Here is a 21,062-nt window from a genome sequence, read left to right on the forward strand (position 1 = left end):
TCCTTTTATTAGGAAGAGGTGAGTAAACGTAAAGAGTATCTTTTCGAAAATAAAAAGATCCTTCTGAAGGCAGAGAGGATCATTGTTACTCTTGTTTATGTTCATCCCTCTGTCCCGGTCCGAAATTTCGGATCTAGGCAGAATCCAATTTTATGTGTTTTTTTAATCTAGAGGTGCAGTTCTGATTTGATACTGCCCAATGGAATTATAACAAAATATACGAAATGTGCAACTAAAGATTGTTAAAGCTCTATGTCTGCAGAATAGATATGTCGGATGGCTCCATTCTTATCTTCTAAAAGTAATACACCATCTTCCGTTATTCCTAGCGCTTTTCCTTCAATTACCTCTGTTAAAGTGCGGGCTTTTAGATGTTTGCCGATACTAACAGCATAGCTTTCCCAAAGCAGCTTAATTGCAGAAAAGCCTTTCTCTAAATAAATTCCATACCATTTTTCTATATACAAAAAAATACTTTTTATTAATTCAGCTCGGGATATCGGCTCGCCTTTTTCAATCAAAAGAGAACTTGCCGTCTCCTGCAGTTCTGTCGGAAAATCATCATTTTTCTGATTCACATTGATTCCAATCCCGATAATAACAGAGTGAATTCTGTCTGCTTCCGCTTGAAGCTCGGTTAAAATACCCGTTACCTTTTTTCCGTTCATTAAGATATCGTTTGGCCATTTTATTTCGGGTGTTAAGCCTGTAATCTCTTCTATTGCCTGTACAACTGCTACAGCCGTTAACAGTGTCAACTGGGGTGCCTTTGTTAACGGTATATTCGGGCGAAGGATTAGGCTCATCCAGATGCCTGTATACTTTGGAGAATGCCATTTTCTTTCCATTCTTCCTCTTCCAGAAAACTGCTCTTCCGCTATGACGGTGGTACCCTCGGGAACATCTTCATTTGCTAACCGGTGAGCAATCTTTTGCGTTGACTCCACACTTTCCTCATAATAGATATTCCTGCCGATGAATTCTGTTTTTAACCCAAGCCTAATTTCATCTGCCGTTATCTTCTCAGGAGTTTTCAAAATTCGATACCCTTTTCGTCGAACTGCTTCAAGCTCAAAGCCCTCCTTACGAAGTTCCTCCACGTGCTTCCAAACAGCCGTTCTGGAACAGCCAATCAATTCTGCTAATTGTTGTCCTGATAAATAGGATTCACCAGCATTCGTGAAGGCATCCAGCAATTCTTTTCTTATTTCTGATTGCACTCCATCAGCCACTCCTTAATATCGTTTTTTTCATTGATTAATTTTCCCTCGATAATAGCGTGTTCAATAGTTAAAAGAGTATCTTTTAACCAAGGTCCGGGTTTTTGATTGCACCACTGAAGCAAATCGTTCCCACTGACCACGAGGTCTCCCCGTTCCTTTATAGGTAGCCTGTCGTAACGTTTTATCAAATTGTTAATCATTTGAACTTCCTTCATTCCATTTATCACCTGAAAAAGCTTTTCAACTGATATGATGGTGTCCCGTTTTGCCAAATACAAATCATAAAGCTCCCATTCTTTATTAAGCCGAGAAGAGAGAAATAAAATGATTTGTTGAATTTCTCTAATATCTTTAAGGGCCAGCCGCCAATTTCTTAAAAATTGTTCAACTTCTTTTCCATCAAAATTCAGGCAATAAAGTACTAGTGCCCACATTTCATTTTTTGTCAAACTCTCCCAATTTAAACAGGCAAGTTTTTTTAGTTGTTCTTTCTTATCATTTAAACCTGGAAGATAGTGGTATAGACCTGTGTTAAGCATAACGTTAACAGATTCCTTACAATTTGGGCCGAGCAGAAGTTTCTCAAACTCTGACCGTTTCCGTTCTACAGCAATTTTATCTAGCAGGGAAGCAAGTTTTTCGAGAGCTGACAATGTCTGCGATTCAATTGAAAAGGATAGCTGGCTCATGAAGCGGACTGCTCTCATCATTCTTAGCGCATCTTCTTGGAATCTTTCCTCTGCTTGTCCGACAGTCTGAATGATTTTTTTCAAAATTGCCTTTTGACCGTCAAATGGGTCGATTAGCTTTCCACTTTGGTCCATTGCGATTGCATTCATCGTAAAATCTCTACGCTTTAAATCATCTTCCAAGTTACGTATAAATGAGACTTCTTTTGGCCTTCGGAAATCCTGATATTCAGATTCGGTTCTAAAAGTTGTAATTTCATAGGATGTATCCCGATACAAAACAAGAATGGTTCCATGTTCTATTCCGATATCAACCGTTTTTGGAAAAACCTTTTTCACTTCATCTGGTGTCGCGGATGTCGCAATATCAACATCACTAATTGGCTTCCCTAAAAGAAAATCCCGGACCGATCCCCCGACAAAATAGGCGTCGTAACCCGAGTCTTCTAATTTTTTAAGTACCGGGAGGGCAGATAAAAAAGGCTCAATCATACACTTCACCTTTGTTCAAAAGTTTAAAATATAATTGTTCGTATTGTTCAACAACCTTATTAGCATTAAATTTATTTCTAACCGTTTCTATTCCTCTTAACGAAAATGCTTCATGGAGATGTTCATCACTTAAAATTTGAATAGCCTTACTAGAGATATCCTCAATATCTCCTAATTTACATAAAAATCCTGTTTTTCCATGTTCTATCACTTCAGGAATGCCGCCAACATTTGTCCCGATACACGGGACACCACATGCCATTGCTTCAAGTGCAACTAGACCAAAGCTTTCCTTTTCGGATAATAAGAGCTTTAAATCACTGATGGAATATAATTCTTCAAGGCTTTCTTGTTTTCCTAAAAACAGAACACGGTCCTCCACACCTAATTTACGGACGAGCTTACAAACATTCGTCATTTCCGGACCGTCACCAACTAATAGTAACTTAGCAGGCAAGACTTTGGAAATTTTCGCAAACGTTTTTACGACATCCGGAACCCGTTTTACAGCACGGAAATTGGAAACATGAATGATTACCTTTTCCGATTCTTTTATTTGAAATTCAGTTTTTAAATGCTGTACATCACTTTTTTGATAGACACGCTCATCGATGAAATTATAAACTGTTTCAATTTGTTTATCCGGATTAATCAGTTCATAGGTCTGACTAATTAATGCATTTGAGACAGCCGTCACGGCATCTGACTTTTCAATGCCAAATTTAATCGCGTCGGTCAATGATGGGTCATAGCCTAAAACCGTTATGTCCGTTCCATGCAGAGTGGTAACAATCTTTATGTCATGATTGCTCATTTGTTTCGCTAAGATCGCACAAACAGCATGTGGAATTGCATAATGAACATGAAGTAAATCCAATTTCTCTCGATTAGCTACTTCAGCCATTTTACTTGCTAAAGCAAGATCATAGGGTGGATATTGAAATACAGAATATTGATTTACATCCACCTGGTGGTAATAAATATTATGGTACATCCGGTTCAGTCTAAAAGGCATGCTCGATGAAATAAAATGGATTTCATGGCCTTTCTCGGCGAGCATTTTTCCAAGCTCTGTTGCAACAACACCCGAACCGCCGACTGTCGGATAACAGGTAATTCCAATTTTAAGTTTCCTCATCTTGACTCTCCTAATAAATCATGATCGATGAGAAGAGGAACTTTCGACTTAAATCCTTCAGCAAATGGGATACCAACAAGTTTCCCAAACATTTTTTCCCTTGCCTCAACTGTTTCAATGTATCCATTCGTTAGTGGTGTATCGAAGCTTTCTTCTGTTCGTTCAAATTGACTTTTATATGCCCTCAATGCCTTGAGTTTTTTCTCGATTTGCTGCGAGATATCAGTGGTAAAATCCGGTTTGTGAAAACCATTAATCATATAAAAATACATTCTCTCAACCCGATGCGGTGCCTCACCCTGATCAGTTTTAAATTTGCGGATTCCTGCAGAAAAAACGGCCTCCTCCACGAGGCGTGCACAATTTCCGTGATCGGGATGGCGGTCTTCAAAATATGGGGCAAAGACAATTTTAGGTTTTAATTGCCTTATGACCCCGGCAATCAATTTTATGTATTCACCGGTTAGATATAACCCTCTATCCGGCAGGGAAAGCGATGTTCTAAAGGCCACCCCAAGGATATCTGCTGCATTCATCGCTTCTATTTTCCTAAGCTCTATTGTTCCATTCGAAGAAAGTCCTGCGTCAGTTAAATCACAAATACCAATTCGTTTTCCTTGCTCAGAAAACTTAGCAATCGTCCCGCCCATTCCAATCTCAACATCATCGGCATGAGCACCAAATGCGAGAATATCTAAAGACTTAATTTCCATTGCTCTCACCATTTTTCATCACATTTCTCCACTCAAGCAATCCTTGGTCTAATCCACGGATTAATAATTCTGCAGAACCCATATTCGTTGCAAGCGGAATCGAGTATACATCACAAAGCCGAACAAGAGCAGTAACATCAGGCTCATGCGGCTGTGCGGTTAGTGGATCGCGAAAAAAGAAAACGGCATCCATTTTATTTTTTGCAATCATCGCACCAATCTCCTGATCGCCACCAAGAGGCCCGGATTTAAATCGGGTTAATTCTAACCCTGTAGCTTCATTAATTCGTAATCCAGTTGTACCTGTTGCAAACAAGGTATGCTTTGCAAAAATTGTCTGATAGGCCGTGACAAATTGAACTAAATCATTCTTTTTTTTATCGTGGGCGATTAAGGCAATATTCATATCCAGACCTCCTATTCTAAAATATTTTCAAGACCATACACAAATGTTTTTAGGTTCATTACTGTTTCTACAGCTACTTTCACCCCGGACATAAAAGAGGCGCGATTATAAGAATCATGCCTAATAGTTAAGGTTTGTCCATCAGACCCAAATAAAACCTGCTGGTGTGCAACTAAACCAGGGAGTCTAACCGAGTGAATATGCATTCCATCAAAATCTGCACCTCTTGCACCTGTAATGGTTTCTTTTTCATTTTGATGCCCCTGCTTCTTTGCCTCTCTTACTTCGGCAATCATTTCTGCCGTTTTAACAGCTGTGCCCGATGGCGCGTCAAGTTTCTGGTCATGATGAAGTTCAATAATTTCAATATCCTGAAAATATTTCGCCGCCATTTGGGAGAATTTCATCATTAAAACAGCACCAATTGCAAAATTAGGTGCAATGATACAGCCTATTTCTTTTTCAGTACATATTCTCTCCAGCTCTTCTAGGTCGCTTTTAGAAAATCCAGTTGTTCCAACTACAGGTCTAACGTTGTATTGTAGCGCAGTTTTTGTATGATGCATGCCTACTTCCGGTGTGGTTAAATCGATTAACACATCCGCTTTAATATGTTGTAAACATGATTCAAGGTTCCCGAAGACAGGGACTTCTATTGGAAGTTGAAAGCCTTGTATGTCATTTAGCTGCTTCCCATCAAATTTATAATCGACCACGGCTGCCAACTCGAAATGCTCCGTATTCGCTGCCAGCATAACAGCCTCTCTTCCCATTCTTCCACGCGGTCCGGCAATAATTACTTTTATTGATTTCATTGAACTCACTCTCCATTTTCAGAATTAATTCTTGTCCAGCGATTTTTGTCTCTAGTATTAAATTTATTCATCACATAATTATGAGCATCTTCTAAATCTATATGTAAAGAATTAGCGAAACAAATTAACACAAACAGCAAGTCACCAAGCTCCTCCTCAATTGCTTTTTCTGTTTCACTGTCCTTTTTGGGCTTCTCACCATAAAAATGATTGATTTCCCTCGCAAGTTCACCTAATTCTTCTGTCATCCTTGCCAGCATCGCTAATGGACTGAAGTATCCCTCTTTATATTGACCTATGTATTGATCAACCTCATTTTGCAGGTCCTTCATCGACTTTCCGATTGACATCTTTTTCACCTCTGTTAAGTGTCTTACTGCTATTCATAGTAGCTAAAATAAGGCTATTTTACAAATATTTTTGCTGAAAGTGGGAACTTTCTAATAGGATTGCTCTTCCAATCGTAATTGGATATAATAAAAAACATTGATAGAGAGAAAAATATTGGAAAAAAAGGGGGAGATTTGATGATTTTTGGCCTTAAAATAAAGAATATTCTTTTCATCTTAATTGGTACCGCCATTATGTCATTTGGTCTTGTCAATTTTAATATGCAAAATAAATTGGCCGAAGGTGGATTTACCGGGATTACACTTTTATTATACTTTTTGTTTAAATGGGACCCATCCTATACGAACCTTATTTTAAATATCCCTCTGTTTCTAATCGGTTGGAAAATACTCGGGAGAAACGCATTTATCTATTCCATAATTGGCACAGTTGGTGTTTCGATATTTTTATGGATATTCCAAAGATATTCAATCAATATGCCACTAGAACATGACCTAACATTGGCAGCCTTATTTGCCGGAGTATTTGCGGGAATTGGTCTGGGAGTTATTTTTCGTTCAGGAGGAACTACCGGAGGAGTCGATATCATCGCCAGACTTGTTCAAAAGTATATTGGCTGGAATATGGGAAAAACCATGTTCATGTTTGATACATGTGTGATTATTTTATCCTTGCTTACATATCTAAAATATACCCAGGCTATGTATACGTTAGTCGCGGTTTTTGTTGGTGCCAGAGTCATAGACTTTATGCAGGAAGGTGCTTATACCGCAAGAGGCGCAATGATTATTTCAGAAAAAAACGAAGAAATTGCCAAAATAATTATGGAGGAAATGGAACGGGGTGTTACTGCCTTAAGAGGATATGGTTCCTATACGAAAAATGACCGGGATGTCCTCTATTGTGTCGTTGCCAAAAATGAAATTGTCCGTTTAAAAAATTTAATAACGGCAATTGATCCACATGCCTTCATATCAGTCAGCATTGTTCATGATGTCCATGGTGAAGGATTCACATTAGACGAAAATAAGATGCCAATCGTAGATTAAAAAACAATGTCCGATAACGGACATTGTTTTTTAATCATCATTATTCCGAGTCATTCCTGTATAAATGAGGACAAGTCTAAGTAATTCTAGTACTGCTACGGCTGCTGCTGCCACATAAGTAAGAGCTGCTGCATTGAGAACTTTACGAGTTTTCTTAGCTTCATCGTTGCGAATTAGTCCTAAAGAAACGACTTGTTTCATAGCCCGGCTGGATGCATCGAACTCAACAGGCAGTGTAATCAATTGAAAGAGGACTGCTGCTGCCATAAAAATGATTCCTAAAAGCAACATCCCGCTCAAATGAGCAAATATCCCTATCATAATCAGTACCCAAGAAAAATTAGAACCAATATTTGCTACCGGTACGAGGGCATGGCGAAATCTTAAAAAAGCGTACCCTTGTGAATCTTGAACGGCATGTCCGCATTCATGTGCAGCTATTGCCGCAGCGGCTAATGAATGGCCGTGATAGTTTTCAGGTGATAACCGGACAGTTTTCGTTCTTGGATCATAATGATCACTTAGAAATCCATGTCCCTGCTCAATTCCCACATTATATAAACCATTGGCATTTAATATCTCTCTTGCAACCTCCGCACCAGTCCGATATGTGGTGGAAGGGACTTGTGAATATCTTGCAAAAGTACTTTTCACCTTCAGCTGAGCCCATAACGGAATCAAGACGATTATTGCAAAATATATTAGGTAAAACATGATGAACCTCCATTTTATCTCTTGTTGCTTATCAGTTTACTGTTGCCATATCCATTCGTCAATTTTTTCGATCCCTAGAGCGTCCTTTTTTCATTTCTTTATCACCGTTATACTTTCTCCAACCGACATAAGATAAGGTTGCTATAATGATGCTTCCTGTCGAGATGATAACCCACCATAAAGACGGGTCTGCCTCATCCTCATCCATATTTTCAAAAAGATTTTTTAAATCAGAATCTAAGACATCCAGTTCTTTTTGGCTTTTCGAATCACTTATGATCTGAGAACGATATTCATCAATAAAATGAATACGGGCATCAATCTTTTGTATATTTTCTGCATTAACATCCACTTTCATACTCGGATAGATGACATTATAAAGAGAGAGAAAGTGATTAAAATTGTAATGAAAATCAGCAGAATCACCTTTATGTGCTGCTTCTTTAGCCTGGTGGAAGACTGTCATAATTTGGCCTTCCATTTCCGTCCAAAGCGGTCTATTGCTTGTCCCAATCGCATCAATTACCAGACGGAATGTTGTTAATTTATTAATTCGTTCCTCATATTTCATGTCCGGGCTAGCTGCAGCTTCCAGTGCTTCATCATGTGAAGTATTTATAATTCTTAGCTCGTCCACCGTTAACGGCTGTTGTTTATTTTTTAAACTTGTAAATTGATCAGAGAAATAATTAAGCAGCTTTTTAGCATCATCATATCTATGAAATTTCACCATTTGAAGTGCTTCATCAGAAATATCATCAAGCTGTTCCATAGGTGAAGTTTGCTCAGCATGGACGCTTATGGGAGCGAGCAGCAAAACCATTGCAAAAAATAAAAAACATTTAAATTTCAATCCTTGTCCCCCCCTTTCAATACTAATAAAATGTATGAACGGTTGGACAAGGATAGACCAAATTTTAATATTTTACTTTTATTTTATTTCAAGTTTATAGTGGTTTGGACGGATACATAAATAATAGGCAATTCCTAAGGACAAAATAGAAAGCCAAAAAGTAAAGTATCCTATTTCAGGTATGTATCGATTTAACATTTCGTATCGAGGAAGCATGAAAAAGACATAATCAATCACATCATTATGTAAAGTCCATATCGCGGCCACAATTACATGCCACCATTTTAAACGATAAAACGGTGCATATAAAAGTCCTTGAACAGCCATGGCAAAATGTGAAAAAATTAACATATATCCTGCCCAACTCAGTTCTCCCTCAACAAAATAAACTAAAATATTCATGACCACTGCCCAAATTCCATACTTAAAAAGAGTAACTATCGCCAAAGCTTCAATTAATGGCCAGTTTTTTCTCATTAAAAATGCTATTAGAACAATCACAAAAAATAAACTTGCGGTTGGACTGTCAGGAACAAAAATTAAAAATTTTGCCGGTGTTTCTTTTAGCTGCCATCCATACCAATAATAGCCATAAACAGTCCCAATAATATTAACAAGCAGCAGAAGTTTAAGAACCGAGCGATTAGCCAGAAGAGGATAGACCCATCTCACCAATTTTCCCCCTAACAAATTTTTTAGATATCAATAAAAAAGCTGACGAAACCGCCAGCTTTTTTTATTTTTTCTATTATTTTTCTCCAAGACCTGAAATAAATTCAGTAAGCTGTTTAAGTTGTTCGTCATTACCTTTGAAGATACCTTTTGGCATTGCACCTTTACCATTTTTTGCGATATTTGCAATTTCTTCTGGTTTTAAACCAGTGGCAGTTAGTGCTGGTGCTCCTGCACCGCCTTGAAGGTTTTCCCCATGACAGTTAATACAGCCTTGGCTTTTAAATACTTCATATCCAGGATTTGACTTATCAATTTCAACTTTCGCCACAATTTTACCTTGACGCTCCGCAGCAGCCCAGTCATGAGTAGCAACTGATTGCCATGTTAAAAATACCGTAGCAGCTAATGCAAGCAACATAATCCCTGTTGCAAACGGACGTCTTAATGGACGACGCTCCGGACCATTGTCCAAGAATGGAGCCAATAATAATCCTCCGAAGGCAAGGCCTGGAATAACTAAAGCTCCGATAACCGTGTATGGACCTGAAGCATATGAGTACTTCAGTAATTGATATAAAAAGAGGAAGTACCAGTCCGGTAATGGAATATAGCCTGTATCAGTCGGATCCGCAATTCTTTCTAGCGGGGCCGGGTGTGCAATTGTTAAACATAAAAAACCGACAAGGAATACTGCCCCAACCATCCATTCTTTTAATAGAAAGTTAGGCCAGAATGCTTCTGTTTTACCAGGATATTCTGAGTAATCCTTTGGCAGCATTTTTTTACGTGCCTCTGGTGCTACTACACGTGAGTCACCTACGAATTTCATACCTTTACCTTTATGCATCGAGCGATCCCCTCCTTTTTTCGTAAAAGTGAAAAAATAGTTACAAGTTCTTCATTATCATTTGAGTATTAAAGTGGGCCTGAAATCCCTTGTCTACGAATCATAACGAAGTGGGCAGCCATTAAACCAAATAATACTCCAGGCAGGAAGAACACGTGAATCGCAAAGAAACGGGTTAAGGTTTGAGCACCTACAATGTGTTCATGCCCCGCAAGCAATACTTTGATATAAGAGCCAATAAATGGTGTGGCCTCGGCGATTTGAAGACCTACTTTTGTAGCGAATAGCGCTTTCATATCCCAAGGTAATAGGTATCCTGTAAAACCTAATCCAAGCATGACGAAGAAAATTAGTACTCCGACAATCCAGTTAAGTTCACGAGGTTTCTTATACGCACCTTGGAAAAAGACACGTAACGTATGTAAGAACATCATTACAAGGACTAAACTAGCTCCCCAGTGGTGCATTCCGCGTACGATTTGTCCGAATGCTACTTCATTTTGAAGGTAATAAACGGACTCCCAAGCATTTTTAATATCCGGTACGTAATACATTGTTAAAAACATACCAGAGAGAATTTGAATTACGGTTACAAAAAACGTTAGACCTCCAAAGCAATATACAAACGCAGAAAAATGATGCGCTGGGTTTACATGCTCAGGTACTTCATGGTCTGCAATATCCCGCCACAAAGGCGCAATATCTAAACGTTCATCTACCCAATCGTAAATTTTGTTTAACAATTATTACACCTCCGTCCGTGGTTGTGCTTTACCTAAAAGAATAAACCCGTCTTTTTCCTTTACAGGATAAAGATCAAGCGGTTGTGGCGGCGGTGTTCCCGGAATGTTTTTACCATTCTTTTCATATCGTCCAAAATGGCATGGACAAAAGAATTGGTTTGGATGTGCTTTATCCGTATTCCAGTTAACCGTACAGCCTAAATGTTTACAAATTGGTGAAAGAGCAACAATTTTCCCACTATCGTCCTTATAAATCCAGGCAGTATTGGTAACCTCGGACTCATACCATGCATCCTTTTCCTTAAAGGTAAAGTCTACACGAACTGGCTCGCTTGTTAAATCAGCCGCCTTTTGCTTTGTTGGTATGAATTCACCGCCTGCATCGGCTTTTAAAACAGGATCCACAGCAAAACGGACCATTGGCATTAACATCCCCGCAGCCATGAAACCACCTACACCGGTTAATGTGTAGCTTAAAAATTGGCGTCTTGTAACGCGATTCTTACTCATTCATATCCCCCCTCTATTTCTAAAGTTTTAGTCCACACGGACATTTATTAAACACATATAAAACTAGGACATAACCATGATATATCAATCTTCAAGCAAGGTCAATATCATACTATTTTAAAAACATATTATTACCGTAAAGAATTAGTCATTTTTGTGCCACTTTTCAGTAAATAGGTTTACAAGCTGTTTGACCTGTGAATCAATGATCGATACCTTCTGAGTCTCGTCCATATGTTCGAGTGGAATCGAAGGAAGCCAAATTAACGAACCATTAAGTTTTTCTTCTTGCGATTTCCATTCAAATTCAGATGTAATGAAAAAAATATGTTTTATTTCACTATTTTTGATATTTTCCTCCCATTTTTTTAATTCATTCATAGTATTTTCATTTTTTTCATTTTTTAAGTATGTATATGGGGGAAATAATAAAATTCTTCCGGTAAACTGTCTTTCCAAATAACCTGTAAGCAAGGTTATAAACTCGTGCCTTGCTGCCGAGTCTTTCATCTCATCCCCCAAGGAAACAGAGTAAATGGGGATAATCGCCGTGTCTATGTATTCTTTTGCGCCTAAAAATGTTTCAATGTCTTTCAGTATCCATTTCATTTTTTAACACCAGCCTTTAATCTCACTATTACCATCATACCATTTTCAACATCAACATCAACATTTTACGATGAATGACAAAAAAAAGAAGGCCTGCTTATAGCAAGCCACCTTTTTGCTCGATTTTTTTCAGGTTATTTAATTTTCCGGTTAACTCATGAAAAGCTGCTTGATCCTGTTTGTCTAACGCTTCGTCAATTAATTGGAGCAGTTTCTCCCTCTGAAAGCGTTCGATACTCTTTTGAAGAAATTGTTCTGCGATTATCCCGTCTTTTTCATTTTCCTGAAGGTGTTTCGGTACAAAAGGGTTTTCTTCCAGTACAGCTGCATATTGATGTGCCTGATTCGATGCATGAAAGTTCAATTGAATAAAAATTTCTTCGTCACGATTTAAGCGGATATCGTGAAAAGACTTCTCAGCATCTGTTGTCATCACATTTTCTTTATAAAAGCGAAACGGTACTTTATCAACACAATGGGTAGACATAATCAATCCTCGTGGGCAATACTGGGCTTGCTCGACAAAATGAACCTTTTCCATTAATTGATCGTGGCTCATTAAATAGTTGAGGATCCACACACATTCTCTTCTCTTTAGTTGATAATGATTTAAAAACCAGCGAATAAAGTCCTTTTTCTCGTTGACAGATACAGGGGTTGCCATAAAAGTTTCCCTCCTCTGCGCTTTTCAGCTTTATTAGTAATCTTCTGTACCTTTAAAACGTTCAAGTAAATCGATGTACTCTTCATTTGTTGGATCATGTTTTTGCAGCTGTTTAAAAATTTCGGCAGCAGTGTCCGTTTTTCCTTCTTCAATTAAAAAATATCCGTAATCTCGAAGGAAGTCTGGATTGTTTTTATAAAAAGTATATGCTGCTTCATATTTGTCTAATGCATATGAAAATTCCTCTAATCTGTGAAAGCTTAGGGCGGCATCCCATAAAAACTGGGGTTCTTCGTCTTCCTCAAAATCCAACTGGGAAATTAAATCAATTACATTCTCATATTGCTCTTGTTGAATAAACAGTTTATTTAACGTCAGGGCTGCTTCTATAAAACCAGGATCTAATGCAAGCGCCTCCCGAAAAAGTTGCTCGGCCTTGTCTGTTTTACCCAGTTTAATTGCTATTTTCCCTCCATAAAAATAGAGTTCCTTGTTAAATTCATCCTGTTTAATCCCCTCATGAATGGTGCGGAAGCTATTTTCCAGTTCTTCTTCACGTTCGTATGCCTTTGCAAGATGTAAATATAAGGAGTGGTACTCTGGGTCAAGCACTTTTAATTCCTCAAACTTCTCGATTGCTGTACGATTGTAATCTGCCTGGAGTGCAGTGAATGCATAACCAAAAAGGGTATTAATTTCTAACTTTTCATCGAGTGCCTTATCATAGTAGGTCAAAGCTTCTTCAAAAGCACCTGAGGAGCTTAACAGTTCGGCCATCCGTTGATAAATATTAACACCGGCAATCATACTGTTTTCTTTTAATACAATTTCATATGCGGCCATTGCCTTGATGATTTCACCCTGTTCGCTATAAAGCTCCCCTAGTGCAAAATCGATTATCACTTCTTCAGGTAAAATTTTCTTTGCTTCTAATAGCTTTCTTTCACAAACCTCGTAAAGCCCTTGAACTTGGTACAAGTCGGCAAGTAATAATAACGATTGTCCATAATTTGGATCTTGTTCGGTTATTCTTTCAAGAACAAGAATCGCTCTTTCCTCTTCACCAGCTTCAACTAGGATCTCACCAAGAAGAACCAGAAGTTCACCTTCTTCGGGATAAATCTCTAAAAGATTTTCAACTAGAGCTTGTGCTTCTTCTAAAAACCCAAATTGGTATAACTCCTCCGCTAAAAGGAATTTTTCGTCAGACATGCCGCTGTTTAATACAACATTATATTCAGTTAATGCTTCTTTATGTTGACCTTTTTCCAACATTTGAATAATTTTATTTATGCGGTCCATTCTCTTATCCTCTCGTTCCAAGGCTGTTCAGTTAAATAGTAAAAAAAGATGGGGTTTTCACTTTAACATATTCACCATTCCCCGGTCTATATAAAACCTCTCCCCCTGAACGAATAACCTTTCCTTTATGAATTGTCACTACAAGTCTATCACCATGATAATGAAATAAACTCACTTCATCAACATTCTTGATTTCTCTAGCCTTTAAATATAGGTTATAGCTTACCTCAGCCCCATGCATTAAACATGCTTTTTGTGGAAATAGACCTATTTTATTTAAAACCACGGCTGTAAGTGGTTCATTTTCAGCCAATTCCTCAAAAAGACAGGGGATTTTCTCTTTAATCATCATCGTTTTCCATTTACTCAAGTAATTCTCGGCTTCTTTTTTAGCAAGTGAAGATACTATCGGGATTAAGGGACTATTAAAAGGAAATAAAGCATCCCTTATCCATCCCCAAGGAATTTTCTCCAGCTCTTCTGTATTATTTATTTCTACAAAAATAGCCGGTATCCTTTCTCTTTTACAGATTCTGATAAATGATTGTGTGAGTTTTTTTATTGGGATTTTTACACCGATTATAAAGTCTACGGGACTTCCTATAAGGGCAGTTTTGATTTCTCGTACTTTTTCAGGTATTTCTCTTTCGTAGGAAACATTTACGCAGGTTAGGAGTGTGGTACAGCCTTTTAATAAAAATTCTTCGGTCATATATTTTTTAATTTCTTGAAAGGTTCCCTTATAAGGGATTTGATTGTTTAGCAGGACAAAGGTAGGGGTCATAATGTAGGGTTCTGCATTCATTTTCATCCATTTGTATTGGTTAATATCTGTTCGAACTGAGGCGATTTTATTTTCTTTAATAAGCAGGGAGCGTTTTTGCAAATGGTTATCCTTTAGAATATTGGCGTTTTCGATTATATAGGCCATAAAATCACCCTTTTATTTGTCTTTAAGACAAGCTATGTGGGATTTCGAGAAATATTCCAGCCAAATTTTACTAAATAAAAAAGCTGCACAAGTGCAGCTTTTTACTTGATAAGTGAATCTAAATGGTCAAAAAAGTTTGGATAGGAAACGGAGATTGCTTCCGGATTTTCAAGAATCACTTCTTCTTTACATAACAGCGAAGCAATTGCCAGCATCATACCGATTCGGTGGTCACCATGGCTGGACACTTTTCCACCCTTAAGCTCAGATTTCCCATGAATTATCATGCCATCATCCGTTGCTTCAATGGAGGCACCTAATTTATTTAACTCATTAACAACAGTGTCAATACGGTTTGTTTCCTTCACCTTCAGTTCTTCCGCATCCTTAATGATTGTAATACCTTCAGCTTGAGTAGCCAATAGGGCGATAATCGGAATTTCATCGATTAATCTTGGAATAATCTCTCCTTGTACGACCGTCCCCTTAAGTTTAGAGGTTTTAATTACAATATCTCCCACAGGTTCAAAAGAACTTTCATCCTGTACTTGGATTTGTATATCTGCGCTCATTGCTTGCAAAACCTCAATAATACCCGTTCGGGTAGGATTTAACCCGACATTTCTTAAGGTAATTTCACTACCTTCTACAATCACACCGGCAACAAGGAAAAAGGCTGCAGATGAAATATCACCCGGAACGTGAATCGTTGCTGCTTTTAGCTGTTGACCACCCTTTACCCTAATGGTCAGATTGTCTTTTTCAATTTCTCCGCCAAACTTTCGGATCATTCTTTCTGTATGATCCCTCGTTTCTGCCTGTTCAATAAGAGTTGTTTCCCCTTTAGCTTGAAGCCCGGCTAAAATAAGCGCAGACTTCACTTGTGCACTCGCAACTGGCAATTCATAGGTAAATGACTTAAGATTACCACCACGAATTGATAAAGGCGTGTAAGCACCGTTCTCGCGCCCGTCTATTTGTGCACCCATTTGCTTTAGTGGATTGGTTACCCTTGTCATTGGCCTTTTACCAATTGATTTATCACCAATTAGCGAATTAAAAAAAGGTCTGCCGGCTAAGATTCCCATTAACAAGCGAATCGTTGTTCCGGAGTTTCCTACATCTAATAGTTCGTTTGGCTCATTTAAGCCTTCAAAGCCTTTTCCAATGATCTGTAATTCGTTACCATTAACAGAAATGGTCACACCAAGTTTTCTAAAGCAAGAAATTGTACTTAAACAGTCCTCACCAAGTAAGAAATTCGTTACCTTTGTTTCTCCATGGGCAATTGCCCCAAACATTACGGAGCGGTGGGAGATTGATTTATCTCCAGGAATCTCAATTTTCCCTATTAAGCCTTTTATGTTCGTTTGTAATTGTATATCTTTCATAACATCACCTTTTTTACCCTATAGATGTTTCGTAGCTAGAATAAGTGGCAATACATTGTTCAGCTCTTTCACGATCTTCTTCTGTTTGAAAGCTGATGACAAGAATTCCATATATTTCTTCTCTAGTTTCAATGATTCGAATATTGGTAATACTGATTTTTTCCTTGGCAAGATAACCAGTCACTTCTGAAATAACCCCCGGATAGTCAGGGACATCCACATATAAATCATAAAAAGCCGGAATAGCACCCTTTTCGCTAACAGGCAGGCGATCGCGAAATTGTTTCGCTTGTTGAAAGTATTGAAAAATTGCCTGAGAGTTTTCTTCTTCCAGTAAATCTTTAACCCCATTCATTTCTGCTTGCCATTGATCGAGAAGACCAATTAGTATCTCCCGATTATTCAATAAAATATCCTTCCACATTTCCGGACTGCTTGAGGCTATCCTGGTTATATCTCTAAAGCCCCCAGCTGCCAACCGTGGAATCAGCGTCTCTTCTGAAGCCAATTTTTCCGTCTGACGCACAATCGATGCAGCTATAATATGTGGAAAATGACTGACGACTCCGGTAAGGAAATCGTGGTTTTCAGGTGATATCGTTAAAAATTTGGCTCTAGTACCTTTAAGCCAAATTTTTAATTTTTCCAACCTGGTATTTTCGATATGCCCTTCAGGAGTGAATAAATAAAATGCATTTTCAAATAAAATTTCTTTAGCAGCTGTAACACCACTTTTATGAGAACCGGCCATCGGATGGCCACCAATAAAAGTAATACCTTTTTCTCTTAAACTGTTTGCACTCGCAACAATTTTTCTTTTTGTACTTCCAGTGTCTGTCACTATAACTTCTGGATTCAATGGTAGATCAGACAGAAGTTCAATGATTGCTTTTGTTTCGTTTACAGGTGCGGAAATAATAATTAAATCAGCCGAAAGAGCACCTTCTTGGATGCTTTCGGCTGCGGTATCAATTACACCCAGCATTTTTGCCAAGCGTGCCTGCTCAGAATTTATATCAAATCCGATTATCGTTGTTTCTTTATGTTCCTTTTTTATACATAACGCTAGGGAACCGCCAATTAGCCCTAATCCAATGACAAAAACACGGCCTTTCAAAAAAACTCCTCCTACTTCTCCTGGTACTGTTCCACACGGCTTTCACGCAGGAACTCCTTCAGCACCTTTAGTACACCTTCATTTTGTTCAAAAGAACCAACTGTAATCCTAACAGAGGTTGGGAATCCAAGTGCCTTTCCAGAACGAACGATATACCCACGCTCGAGTAAATATTGAAAGACTTTGTCTCCATCCTCATTAAAATCAATCAAAATAAAGTTTGTTTGGGATGGATAATAGGTAAGTTGATTTTGCTCACAAAATTGATAATACTGCTCAAGGCCTTTTCTATTTACCATTCGACATTCTTCAACAAATTCCTTATCTGAAAGTGCCGCTGCGGCTGCCAGCTGTCCAAAGGAACTTACATTAAATGGCTCTCTGGCAGGTTCTAAAGCTTCAATAATTTTAGGGTTGGCAACACCATAACCAATCCGGAGTGATGCTAGACCATAAATTTTTGAAAAAGTTCTTAACACGATTAAATTTTGATATTTTCTCGTTAATACAATTGAATCATAATAATCATCTGCCACAGCATATTCAAAGTAAGCCTCATCAAGGACTACCAGAACTTCAGGCGGAACACGATCTAGAAATGCAACTAAATTATTTTCAGGAATATATGTACCTGTAGGGTTGTTTGGACTGCATAACCAAACAATGTTTGTTTTTTCATCTATAGCCTGAAGCATTCCATCTAAATCATGATCCCCACTGACTAATGGAACTTCCTTAATAACGGCCCCTTCTATCACTGCATTATGTTTGTACTGCGAAAAAGTTGGGGCTGCCATAACTGTACTGGAATCAGGATGAAGCAATGCTCTTGAGATAATTTGAATAAGATTATCGGAACCATTACCGAAGATAAGCTCTTCCTGTTCAACCTGTAAAAAAGCAGCCAAAGATTCCCTTAGATTGGTTGCGTATCCATCAGGATAAATGGCAAAACCTACCTCATGTGATTGAAGCGCAGAAAGCACCTTTTTTGAACAACCGAATGGGTTTTCATTTGATGCAAGTTTAACAATTTGGTCAAGATTATATAGTCTTTTTACTGAATCTATCGATTTTCCCGGCTGGTACGGAGTCAACGTTAATAATTGTTCTTTCCATCTCATTTTTCTCCACCCCATTGTAAAAATTTTGTTAAGACGTTAAAGTTCACTACTGCTATCTAAGTCAGGCCTTAAAACTTTTGCACCTCTTAAATAGACATGGTTGATTTCTTCTTGTAATTTTTCCGTATTCACATGCATCATAATTCTCACACACATTTTTAACGAATTTGGGACGGGTAATTCCCGCATACACATTACAGGTACATAGGTCCATCCGGAAAATTTCCGCAATGCCTTTGCTGGAAATGCTGCATCCACGTCCTCAGTTGTTGAGATAAAAACAGATGCAACAGAAGTTGGGTGAATCTGATTGCTATCAATGACCTCTTTGACGAGCTCTTCAGTTGCAGAAACAATCTCATCCTCTGTATTTCTACTAACTGTAATTGCTCCCCTCACCCCTCTAATCATGAAAAGTTCCCCCTTGATTAAAATCGATTAAGTTCTTTTAATAATAAATCTTCAGGAATTTCCTGGAGATTTGGTTTGCCAATTTGTTCTAGTAAAACAAATCGGATCGTTTCACCGATGTTTTTTTTATCTTGTTTCATTTTTCCGATTAATTGTTCAATCACTAATCCATCTGGTATTTTGGTCTCATAGCCAAGGTTTTCAACCCATGTGATAAATTCATGTAAATTAAATGAAAGATCGTTGATTTCATTACTGAGTTTTAACGCAAATACCATCCCAATCATAACCGCTTCACCATGGGTAAAATTACCATAGCCCATTTCTGATTCAATGGCATGTCCAAGCGTATGTCCAAAATTTAAATAGGCACGAATCCCTGTTTCTTTTTCATCCTTTGAAACAAATTCGTTTTTGATGGCAATTCCTTTTGTTAATGAATAGGTTAATTGCTCAGTAGTGATGGTGGTAAGATCACTTATATTAGTTTTAAGCCAAAGATAAAAGTCGGGATCATGAATGAGTGAGTGTTTAATGACCTCTGCAAATCCTGAGCGGATTTCCCGCTCAGGCAATGTAGAGAGTAGTTCAAGATCATAAAAAACCGCTTCAGGCTGGTGAAAAGCACCAATCATATTCTTTCCCAATGGATGGTTAATGGCAACCTTCCCACCCACCGCACTATCATGAGCTAAAATGGTAGTTGGAATTTGAATAAATGGGATTCCCCTCATAAAAGAGGCAGCAACGAACCCAGATAAATCCCCGACTGCTCCACCGCCTAAAGCAAGGATTAAAGATTTTCGGTCTAACCGATTTTCTAAAGCTGTCCCTAAAGCCGAATAATAAACATCGAAGGTTTTAGCCTTCTCCCCACTAGGCGCAGTAAAGATTACCGGCTCCCAAGGATTAAGACAGTCTACGAGTTTTTCCAGATGAAGACTGCCAACAGTCTCATCTGTAATGATTAAGATCTTGGTCAAATTGTTAAAATGCTTGTCTAAAAATGAACCAATCTCCCTTCGAATCCCTTCACCAATAAAAACTTGATAGCTTTTTGACTCCGTCTGAATTGGAATAATTTGCATTAGAATTCCCTCGCATATTCCCGCTGTCTGTTAATTTCCTCAGCAAACGTATCAAACCGATCGCTATAGAATTGCTCAACAAGTGCACTAGCAAGCTCCCAAGCTACCGCATTTTCTGCTACAACAGCTGCAGCAGGTACTGCACAGCTGTCAGACCGTTCAATGCTTGCAGTGAACGGCTCCTTTGATTCGATGTCAACACTCATCAGCGGCTTATAAAGTGTTGGGATTGGTTTCATAACTCCGCGAACAACAATCGGCATTCCTGTCGTCATACCGCCCTCAAAGCCTCCAAGACGATTGCTTTTTCTGTAATAGCCCTTTTCCTCGCTCCATGCAATCTCATCATGAACCTCACTGCCAGGCTTTCTTGCCGCCTCAAAGCCAATACCAATTTCTACCCCTTTAAATGCATTAATTCCAACAATTGCAGCGGCTAATTTTGAGTCTAATTTTCGATCATAATGTACATAGCTTCCAACCCCTGTCGGCATTCCTGTTGCAATAACCTCTACAACCCCACCGATGGAATCGCCATTTTTCTTTGCATCATCTATCGCAGCCATCATTTTCTGTGCTGCATCCGCATCTGCACAACGAACAGGCGATTGTTCAGTCGTTTCCTTAAGGGCCTCATAGGTTAATGATGGGTCAACTTCTGCCTTAATTCCGGCAATTTCAACGACATGCGAAATAAGCTCAATCCCTACTAATGACAAAAGCTTCTTTGCCACAGCACCGGCTGCAACTCTTACTGTTGTTTCACGTGCAGATGAGCGTTCGAGAACATTCCTCATATCACCATGACCATATTTAATTGCCCCGTTTAAATCGGCATGACCAGGACGGGGCCGTGTAATTTTTCTCTTAATCTCATCCTCTTCCCCTTCAAGAAGCGGATCTGCACCCATTATATTCGTCCAGTGCTTCCAGTCATTATTTTTCACCACTAAAGCAACTGGTGAACCAAGGGTATACCCATGACGAATTCCTGATGCGATTTCCACCGTATCTTTTTCAATTTGCATTCTGCGGCCACGGCCATAACCTTTTTGTCTTCTTGCTAATTCCTCATTTATGTCTTTGGCTAACAACGGCATACCCGCAGGAAGACCTTCGATGATAGTAGTTAATTGAGGTCCATGGGATTCTCCTGCTGTTAAATATCTCATTCCCATTTGTTCTTTCTCCCTTCAACTCATTAAAG

The 21,062-nt window shown here is 38.5% G+C and carries 24 protein-coding genes; 1 reads left to right on the forward strand and 23 read right to left on the reverse strand.

Annotated elements, in window-relative coordinates; genetic code table 11:
* Window positions 1-242: 242 nt before the first annotated feature.
* The 7 genes from M028_RS0106940 to M028_RS0106970 are packed head-to-tail and all read right to left on the reverse strand — an operon-like array spanning window position 243 to window position 5,826.
* A complete protein-coding gene (locus M028_RS0106940; protein ID WP_026573253.1) occupies window positions 243-1,220 on the reverse strand; it encodes a biotin--[acetyl-CoA-carboxylase] ligase in 978 nt (325 codons plus the stop codon).
* The gene (locus M028_RS0106945) at window positions 1,205-2,404 is read right to left on the reverse strand and encodes a CCA tRNA nucleotidyltransferase (RefSeq protein WP_026573254.1); all 1,200 of its coding nucleotides are present in this window, start codon (window positions 2,402-2,404) and stop codon (window positions 1,205-1,207) included. Before M028_RS0106945 ends, M028_RS0106940 begins: the two co-directional genes overlap by 16 nt.
* The gene (gene bshA, locus M028_RS0106950; protein ID WP_026573255.1) at window positions 2,397-3,542 is read right to left on the reverse strand and encodes an N-acetyl-alpha-D-glucosaminyl L-malate synthase BshA; all 1,146 of its coding nucleotides are present in this window, start codon (window positions 3,540-3,542) and stop codon (window positions 2,397-2,399) included. The genes M028_RS0106945 and bshA overlap by 8 nt, the downstream gene beginning before the upstream one ends.
* Entirely contained in the window at window positions 3,539-4,255 is a 717-nt protein-coding gene (bshB1, locus tag M028_RS0106955; protein WP_026573256.1) for a bacillithiol biosynthesis deacetylase BshB1, read from the reverse strand. The genes bshA and bshB1 overlap by 4 nt, the downstream gene beginning before the upstream one ends.
* Window positions 4,245-4,661, reverse strand: coding sequence for a methylglyoxal synthase (gene mgsA / locus M028_RS0106960; protein ID WP_026573257.1), 417 nt, complete (start codon window positions 4,659-4,661; stop codon window positions 4,245-4,247). The genes bshB1 and mgsA overlap by 11 nt, the downstream gene beginning before the upstream one ends.
* Window positions 4,662-4,672: 11 nt before the next feature.
* The gene (dapB, locus tag M028_RS0106965) at window positions 4,673-5,476 is read right to left on the reverse strand and encodes a 4-hydroxy-tetrahydrodipicolinate reductase (RefSeq protein ID WP_026573258.1); all 804 of its coding nucleotides are present in this window, start codon (window positions 5,474-5,476) and stop codon (window positions 4,673-4,675) included.
* A 5-nt stretch (window positions 5,477-5,481) separates the two neighbouring features.
* Window positions 5,482-5,826 carry a nucleotide pyrophosphohydrolase gene (locus M028_RS0106970; protein ID WP_026573259.1) on the reverse strand — a complete coding sequence of 115 codons (345 nt, stop codon included), beginning with the start codon at window positions 5,824-5,826 and terminating at the stop codon, window positions 5,482-5,484.
* A gap of 177 nt (window positions 5,827-6,003) precedes the next feature.
* On the opposite strand from M028_RS0106970, the gene M028_RS0106975 reads away from it, so the two are divergent.
* Window positions 6,004-6,876, forward strand: coding sequence for a YitT family protein (locus M028_RS0106975; RefSeq protein WP_026573260.1), 873 nt, complete (start codon window positions 6,004-6,006; stop codon window positions 6,874-6,876).
* A 30-nt stretch (window positions 6,877-6,906) separates the two neighbouring features.
* Here the strand turns inward: M028_RS0106975 and M028_RS0106980 are convergent, their stop codons facing one another.
* The 16 genes from M028_RS0106980 to aroC form a co-directional block, all read right to left on the reverse strand.
* Window positions 6,907-7,590: a zinc metallopeptidase gene (locus tag M028_RS0106980; protein WP_026573261.1), complete on the reverse strand. Its 684-nt coding sequence runs from the start codon at window positions 7,588-7,590 to the stop codon at window positions 6,907-6,909.
* A gap of 58 nt (window positions 7,591-7,648) precedes the next feature.
* On the reverse strand, window positions 7,649-8,443 hold the full coding sequence (gene ypjB / locus M028_RS0106985) for a sporulation protein YpjB (RefSeq protein ID WP_026573262.1): 795 nt from the start codon (window positions 8,441-8,443) through the stop codon (window positions 7,649-7,651).
* A gap of 78 nt (window positions 8,444-8,521) precedes the next feature.
* Window positions 8,522-9,115: a DUF1405 domain-containing protein gene (locus M028_RS0106990; protein ID WP_026573263.1), complete on the reverse strand. Its 594-nt coding sequence runs from the start codon at window positions 9,113-9,115 to the stop codon at window positions 8,522-8,524.
* Between the two features lie 76 nt (window positions 9,116-9,191).
* Window positions 9,192-9,965 (reverse strand): menaquinol-cytochrome c reductase cytochrome b/c subunit, encoded by a 774-nt coding sequence (locus tag M028_RS0106995; RefSeq protein WP_026573264.1) that lies wholly within the window; start codon window positions 9,963-9,965, stop codon window positions 9,192-9,194.
* A 68-nt stretch (window positions 9,966-10,033) separates the two neighbouring features.
* Window positions 10,034-10,708: a menaquinol-cytochrome c reductase cytochrome b subunit gene (gene qcrB, locus M028_RS0107000; protein WP_026573265.1), complete on the reverse strand. Its 675-nt coding sequence runs from the start codon at window positions 10,706-10,708 to the stop codon at window positions 10,034-10,036.
* Window positions 10,709-10,711: 3 nt separating this feature from the next.
* Complete coding sequence (locus M028_RS0107005) at window positions 10,712-11,218, reverse strand: ubiquinol-cytochrome c reductase iron-sulfur subunit (protein ID WP_026573266.1); 507 nt, start codon at window positions 11,216-11,218, stop codon at window positions 10,712-10,714.
* Window positions 11,219-11,362: 144 nt separating this feature from the next.
* Window positions 11,363-11,827: a YpiF family protein gene (locus M028_RS0107010; RefSeq protein WP_026573267.1), complete on the reverse strand. Its 465-nt coding sequence runs from the start codon at window positions 11,825-11,827 to the stop codon at window positions 11,363-11,365.
* Between the two features lie 97 nt (window positions 11,828-11,924).
* Window positions 11,925-12,491, reverse strand: a complete 567-nt coding sequence (locus M028_RS0107015; RefSeq protein ID WP_026573268.1) for a ReoY family proteolytic degradation factor — start codon at window positions 12,489-12,491, stop codon at window positions 11,925-11,927.
* A gap of 33 nt (window positions 12,492-12,524) precedes the next feature.
* Window positions 12,525-13,793 carry a tetratricopeptide repeat protein gene (locus M028_RS0107020; protein WP_026573269.1) on the reverse strand — a complete coding sequence of 423 codons (1,269 nt, stop codon included), beginning with the start codon at window positions 13,791-13,793 and terminating at the stop codon, window positions 12,525-12,527.
* Between the two features lie 31 nt (window positions 13,794-13,824).
* Complete coding sequence (locus M028_RS0107025) at window positions 13,825-14,604, reverse strand: hypothetical protein (protein ID WP_231510781.1); 780 nt, start codon at window positions 14,602-14,604, stop codon at window positions 13,825-13,827.
* A 221-nt stretch (window positions 14,605-14,825) separates the two neighbouring features.
* Window positions 14,826-16,115, reverse strand: a complete 1,290-nt coding sequence (gene aroA, locus M028_RS0107030; RefSeq protein ID WP_026573271.1) for a 3-phosphoshikimate 1-carboxyvinyltransferase — start codon at window positions 16,113-16,115, stop codon at window positions 14,826-14,828.
* A 13-nt stretch (window positions 16,116-16,128) separates the two neighbouring features.
* Window positions 16,129-17,232, reverse strand: a complete 1,104-nt coding sequence (locus M028_RS0107035) for a prephenate dehydrogenase (RefSeq protein WP_026573272.1) — start codon at window positions 17,230-17,232, stop codon at window positions 16,129-16,131.
* A gap of 11 nt (window positions 17,233-17,243) precedes the next feature.
* Window positions 17,244-18,356 carry a histidinol-phosphate transaminase gene (gene hisC / locus M028_RS0107040; RefSeq protein ID WP_026573273.1) on the reverse strand — a complete coding sequence of 371 codons (1,113 nt, stop codon included), beginning with the start codon at window positions 18,354-18,356 and terminating at the stop codon, window positions 17,244-17,246.
* Window positions 18,357-18,392: 36 nt separating this feature from the next.
* The gene (gene aroH, locus M028_RS0107045) at window positions 18,393-18,767 is read right to left on the reverse strand and encodes a chorismate mutase (protein ID WP_026573274.1); all 375 of its coding nucleotides are present in this window, start codon (window positions 18,765-18,767) and stop codon (window positions 18,393-18,395) included.
* A 17-nt stretch (window positions 18,768-18,784) separates the two neighbouring features.
* The gene (gene aroB / locus M028_RS0107050) at window positions 18,785-19,855 is read right to left on the reverse strand and encodes a 3-dehydroquinate synthase (protein ID WP_026573275.1); all 1,071 of its coding nucleotides are present in this window, start codon (window positions 19,853-19,855) and stop codon (window positions 18,785-18,787) included.
* On the reverse strand, window positions 19,855-21,027 hold the full coding sequence (aroC, locus tag M028_RS0107055; protein ID WP_026573276.1) for a chorismate synthase: 1,173 nt from the start codon (window positions 21,025-21,027) through the stop codon (window positions 19,855-19,857). Before aroC ends, aroB begins: the two co-directional genes overlap by 1 nt.
* Between the last annotated feature and the right edge of the window lie 35 nt (window positions 21,028-21,062).

It is taken from the genome of Bacillus sp. UNC438CL73TsuS30, assembly GCF_000482325.1.
In the GTDB taxonomy this organism is placed as follows: domain Bacteria; phylum Bacillota; class Bacilli; order Bacillales; family Cytobacillaceae; genus Neobacillus.

Excerpts from the sequence above, each read along its gene's own strand:
- M028_RS0106945 (WP_026573254.1), bottom strand. The coding sequence starts at position 2,404 with ATGATTGAGCCTTTTTTATCTGCCCTCCCGGTACTTAAAAAATTAGAA.
- bshA (WP_026573255.1), bottom strand. The coding sequence starts at position 3,542 with ATGAGGAAACTTAAAATTGGAATTACCTGTTATCCGACAGTCGGCGGT.
- bshB1 (WP_026573256.1), bottom strand. The coding sequence starts at position 4,255 with ATGGAAATTAAGTCTTTAGATATTCTCGCATTTGGTGCTCATGCCGAT.
- mgsA (WP_026573257.1), bottom strand. The coding sequence starts at position 4,661 with ATGAATATTGCCTTAATCGCCCACGATAAAAAAAAGAATGATTTAGTT.
- dapB (WP_026573258.1), bottom strand. The coding sequence starts at position 5,476 with ATGAAATCAATAAAAGTAATTATTGCCGGACCGCGTGGAAGAATGGGA.
- M028_RS0106970 (WP_026573259.1), bottom strand. The coding sequence starts at position 5,826 with ATGTCAATCGGAAAGTCGATGAAGGACCTGCAAAATGAGGTTGATCAA.
- M028_RS0106975 (WP_026573260.1), top strand. The coding sequence starts at position 6,004 with ATGATTTTTGGCCTTAAAATAAAGAATATTCTTTTCATCTTAATTGGT.
- M028_RS0106980 (WP_026573261.1), bottom strand. The coding sequence starts at position 7,590 with ATGTTTTACCTAATATATTTTGCAATAATCGTCTTGATTCCGTTATGG.
- M028_RS0106995 (WP_026573264.1), bottom strand. The coding sequence starts at position 9,965 with ATGCATAAAGGTAAAGGTATGAAATTCGTAGGTGACTCACGTGTAGTA.
- M028_RS0107005 (WP_026573266.1), bottom strand. The coding sequence starts at position 11,218 with ATGAGTAAGAATCGCGTTACAAGACGCCAATTTTTAAGCTACACATTA.
- M028_RS0107010 (WP_026573267.1), bottom strand. The coding sequence starts at position 11,827 with ATGAAATGGATACTGAAAGACATTGAAACATTTTTAGGCGCAAAAGAA.
- M028_RS0107015 (WP_026573268.1), bottom strand. The coding sequence starts at position 12,491 with ATGGCAACCCCTGTATCTGTCAACGAGAAAAAGGACTTTATTCGCTGG.
- M028_RS0107020 (WP_026573269.1), bottom strand. The coding sequence starts at position 13,793 with ATGGACCGCATAAATAAAATTATTCAAATGTTGGAAAAAGGTCAACAT.
- M028_RS0107025 (WP_231510781.1), bottom strand. The coding sequence starts at position 14,604 with ATGAAAATGAATGCAGAACCCTACATTATGACCCCTACCTTTGTCCTG.
- aroA (WP_026573271.1), bottom strand. The coding sequence starts at position 16,115 with ATGAAAGATATACAATTACAAACGAACATAAAAGGCTTAATAGGGAAA.
- hisC (WP_026573273.1), bottom strand. The coding sequence starts at position 18,356 with ATGAGATGGAAAGAACAATTATTAACGTTGACTCCGTACCAGCCGGGA.
- aroH (WP_026573274.1), bottom strand. The coding sequence starts at position 18,767 with ATGATTAGAGGGGTGAGGGGAGCAATTACAGTTAGTAGAAATACAGAG.
- aroB (WP_026573275.1), bottom strand. The coding sequence starts at position 19,855 with ATGCAAATTATTCCAATTCAGACGGAGTCAAAAAGCTATCAAGTTTTT.
- aroC (WP_026573276.1), bottom strand. The coding sequence starts at position 21,027 with ATGAGATATTTAACAGCAGGAGAATCCCATGGACCTCAATTAACTACT.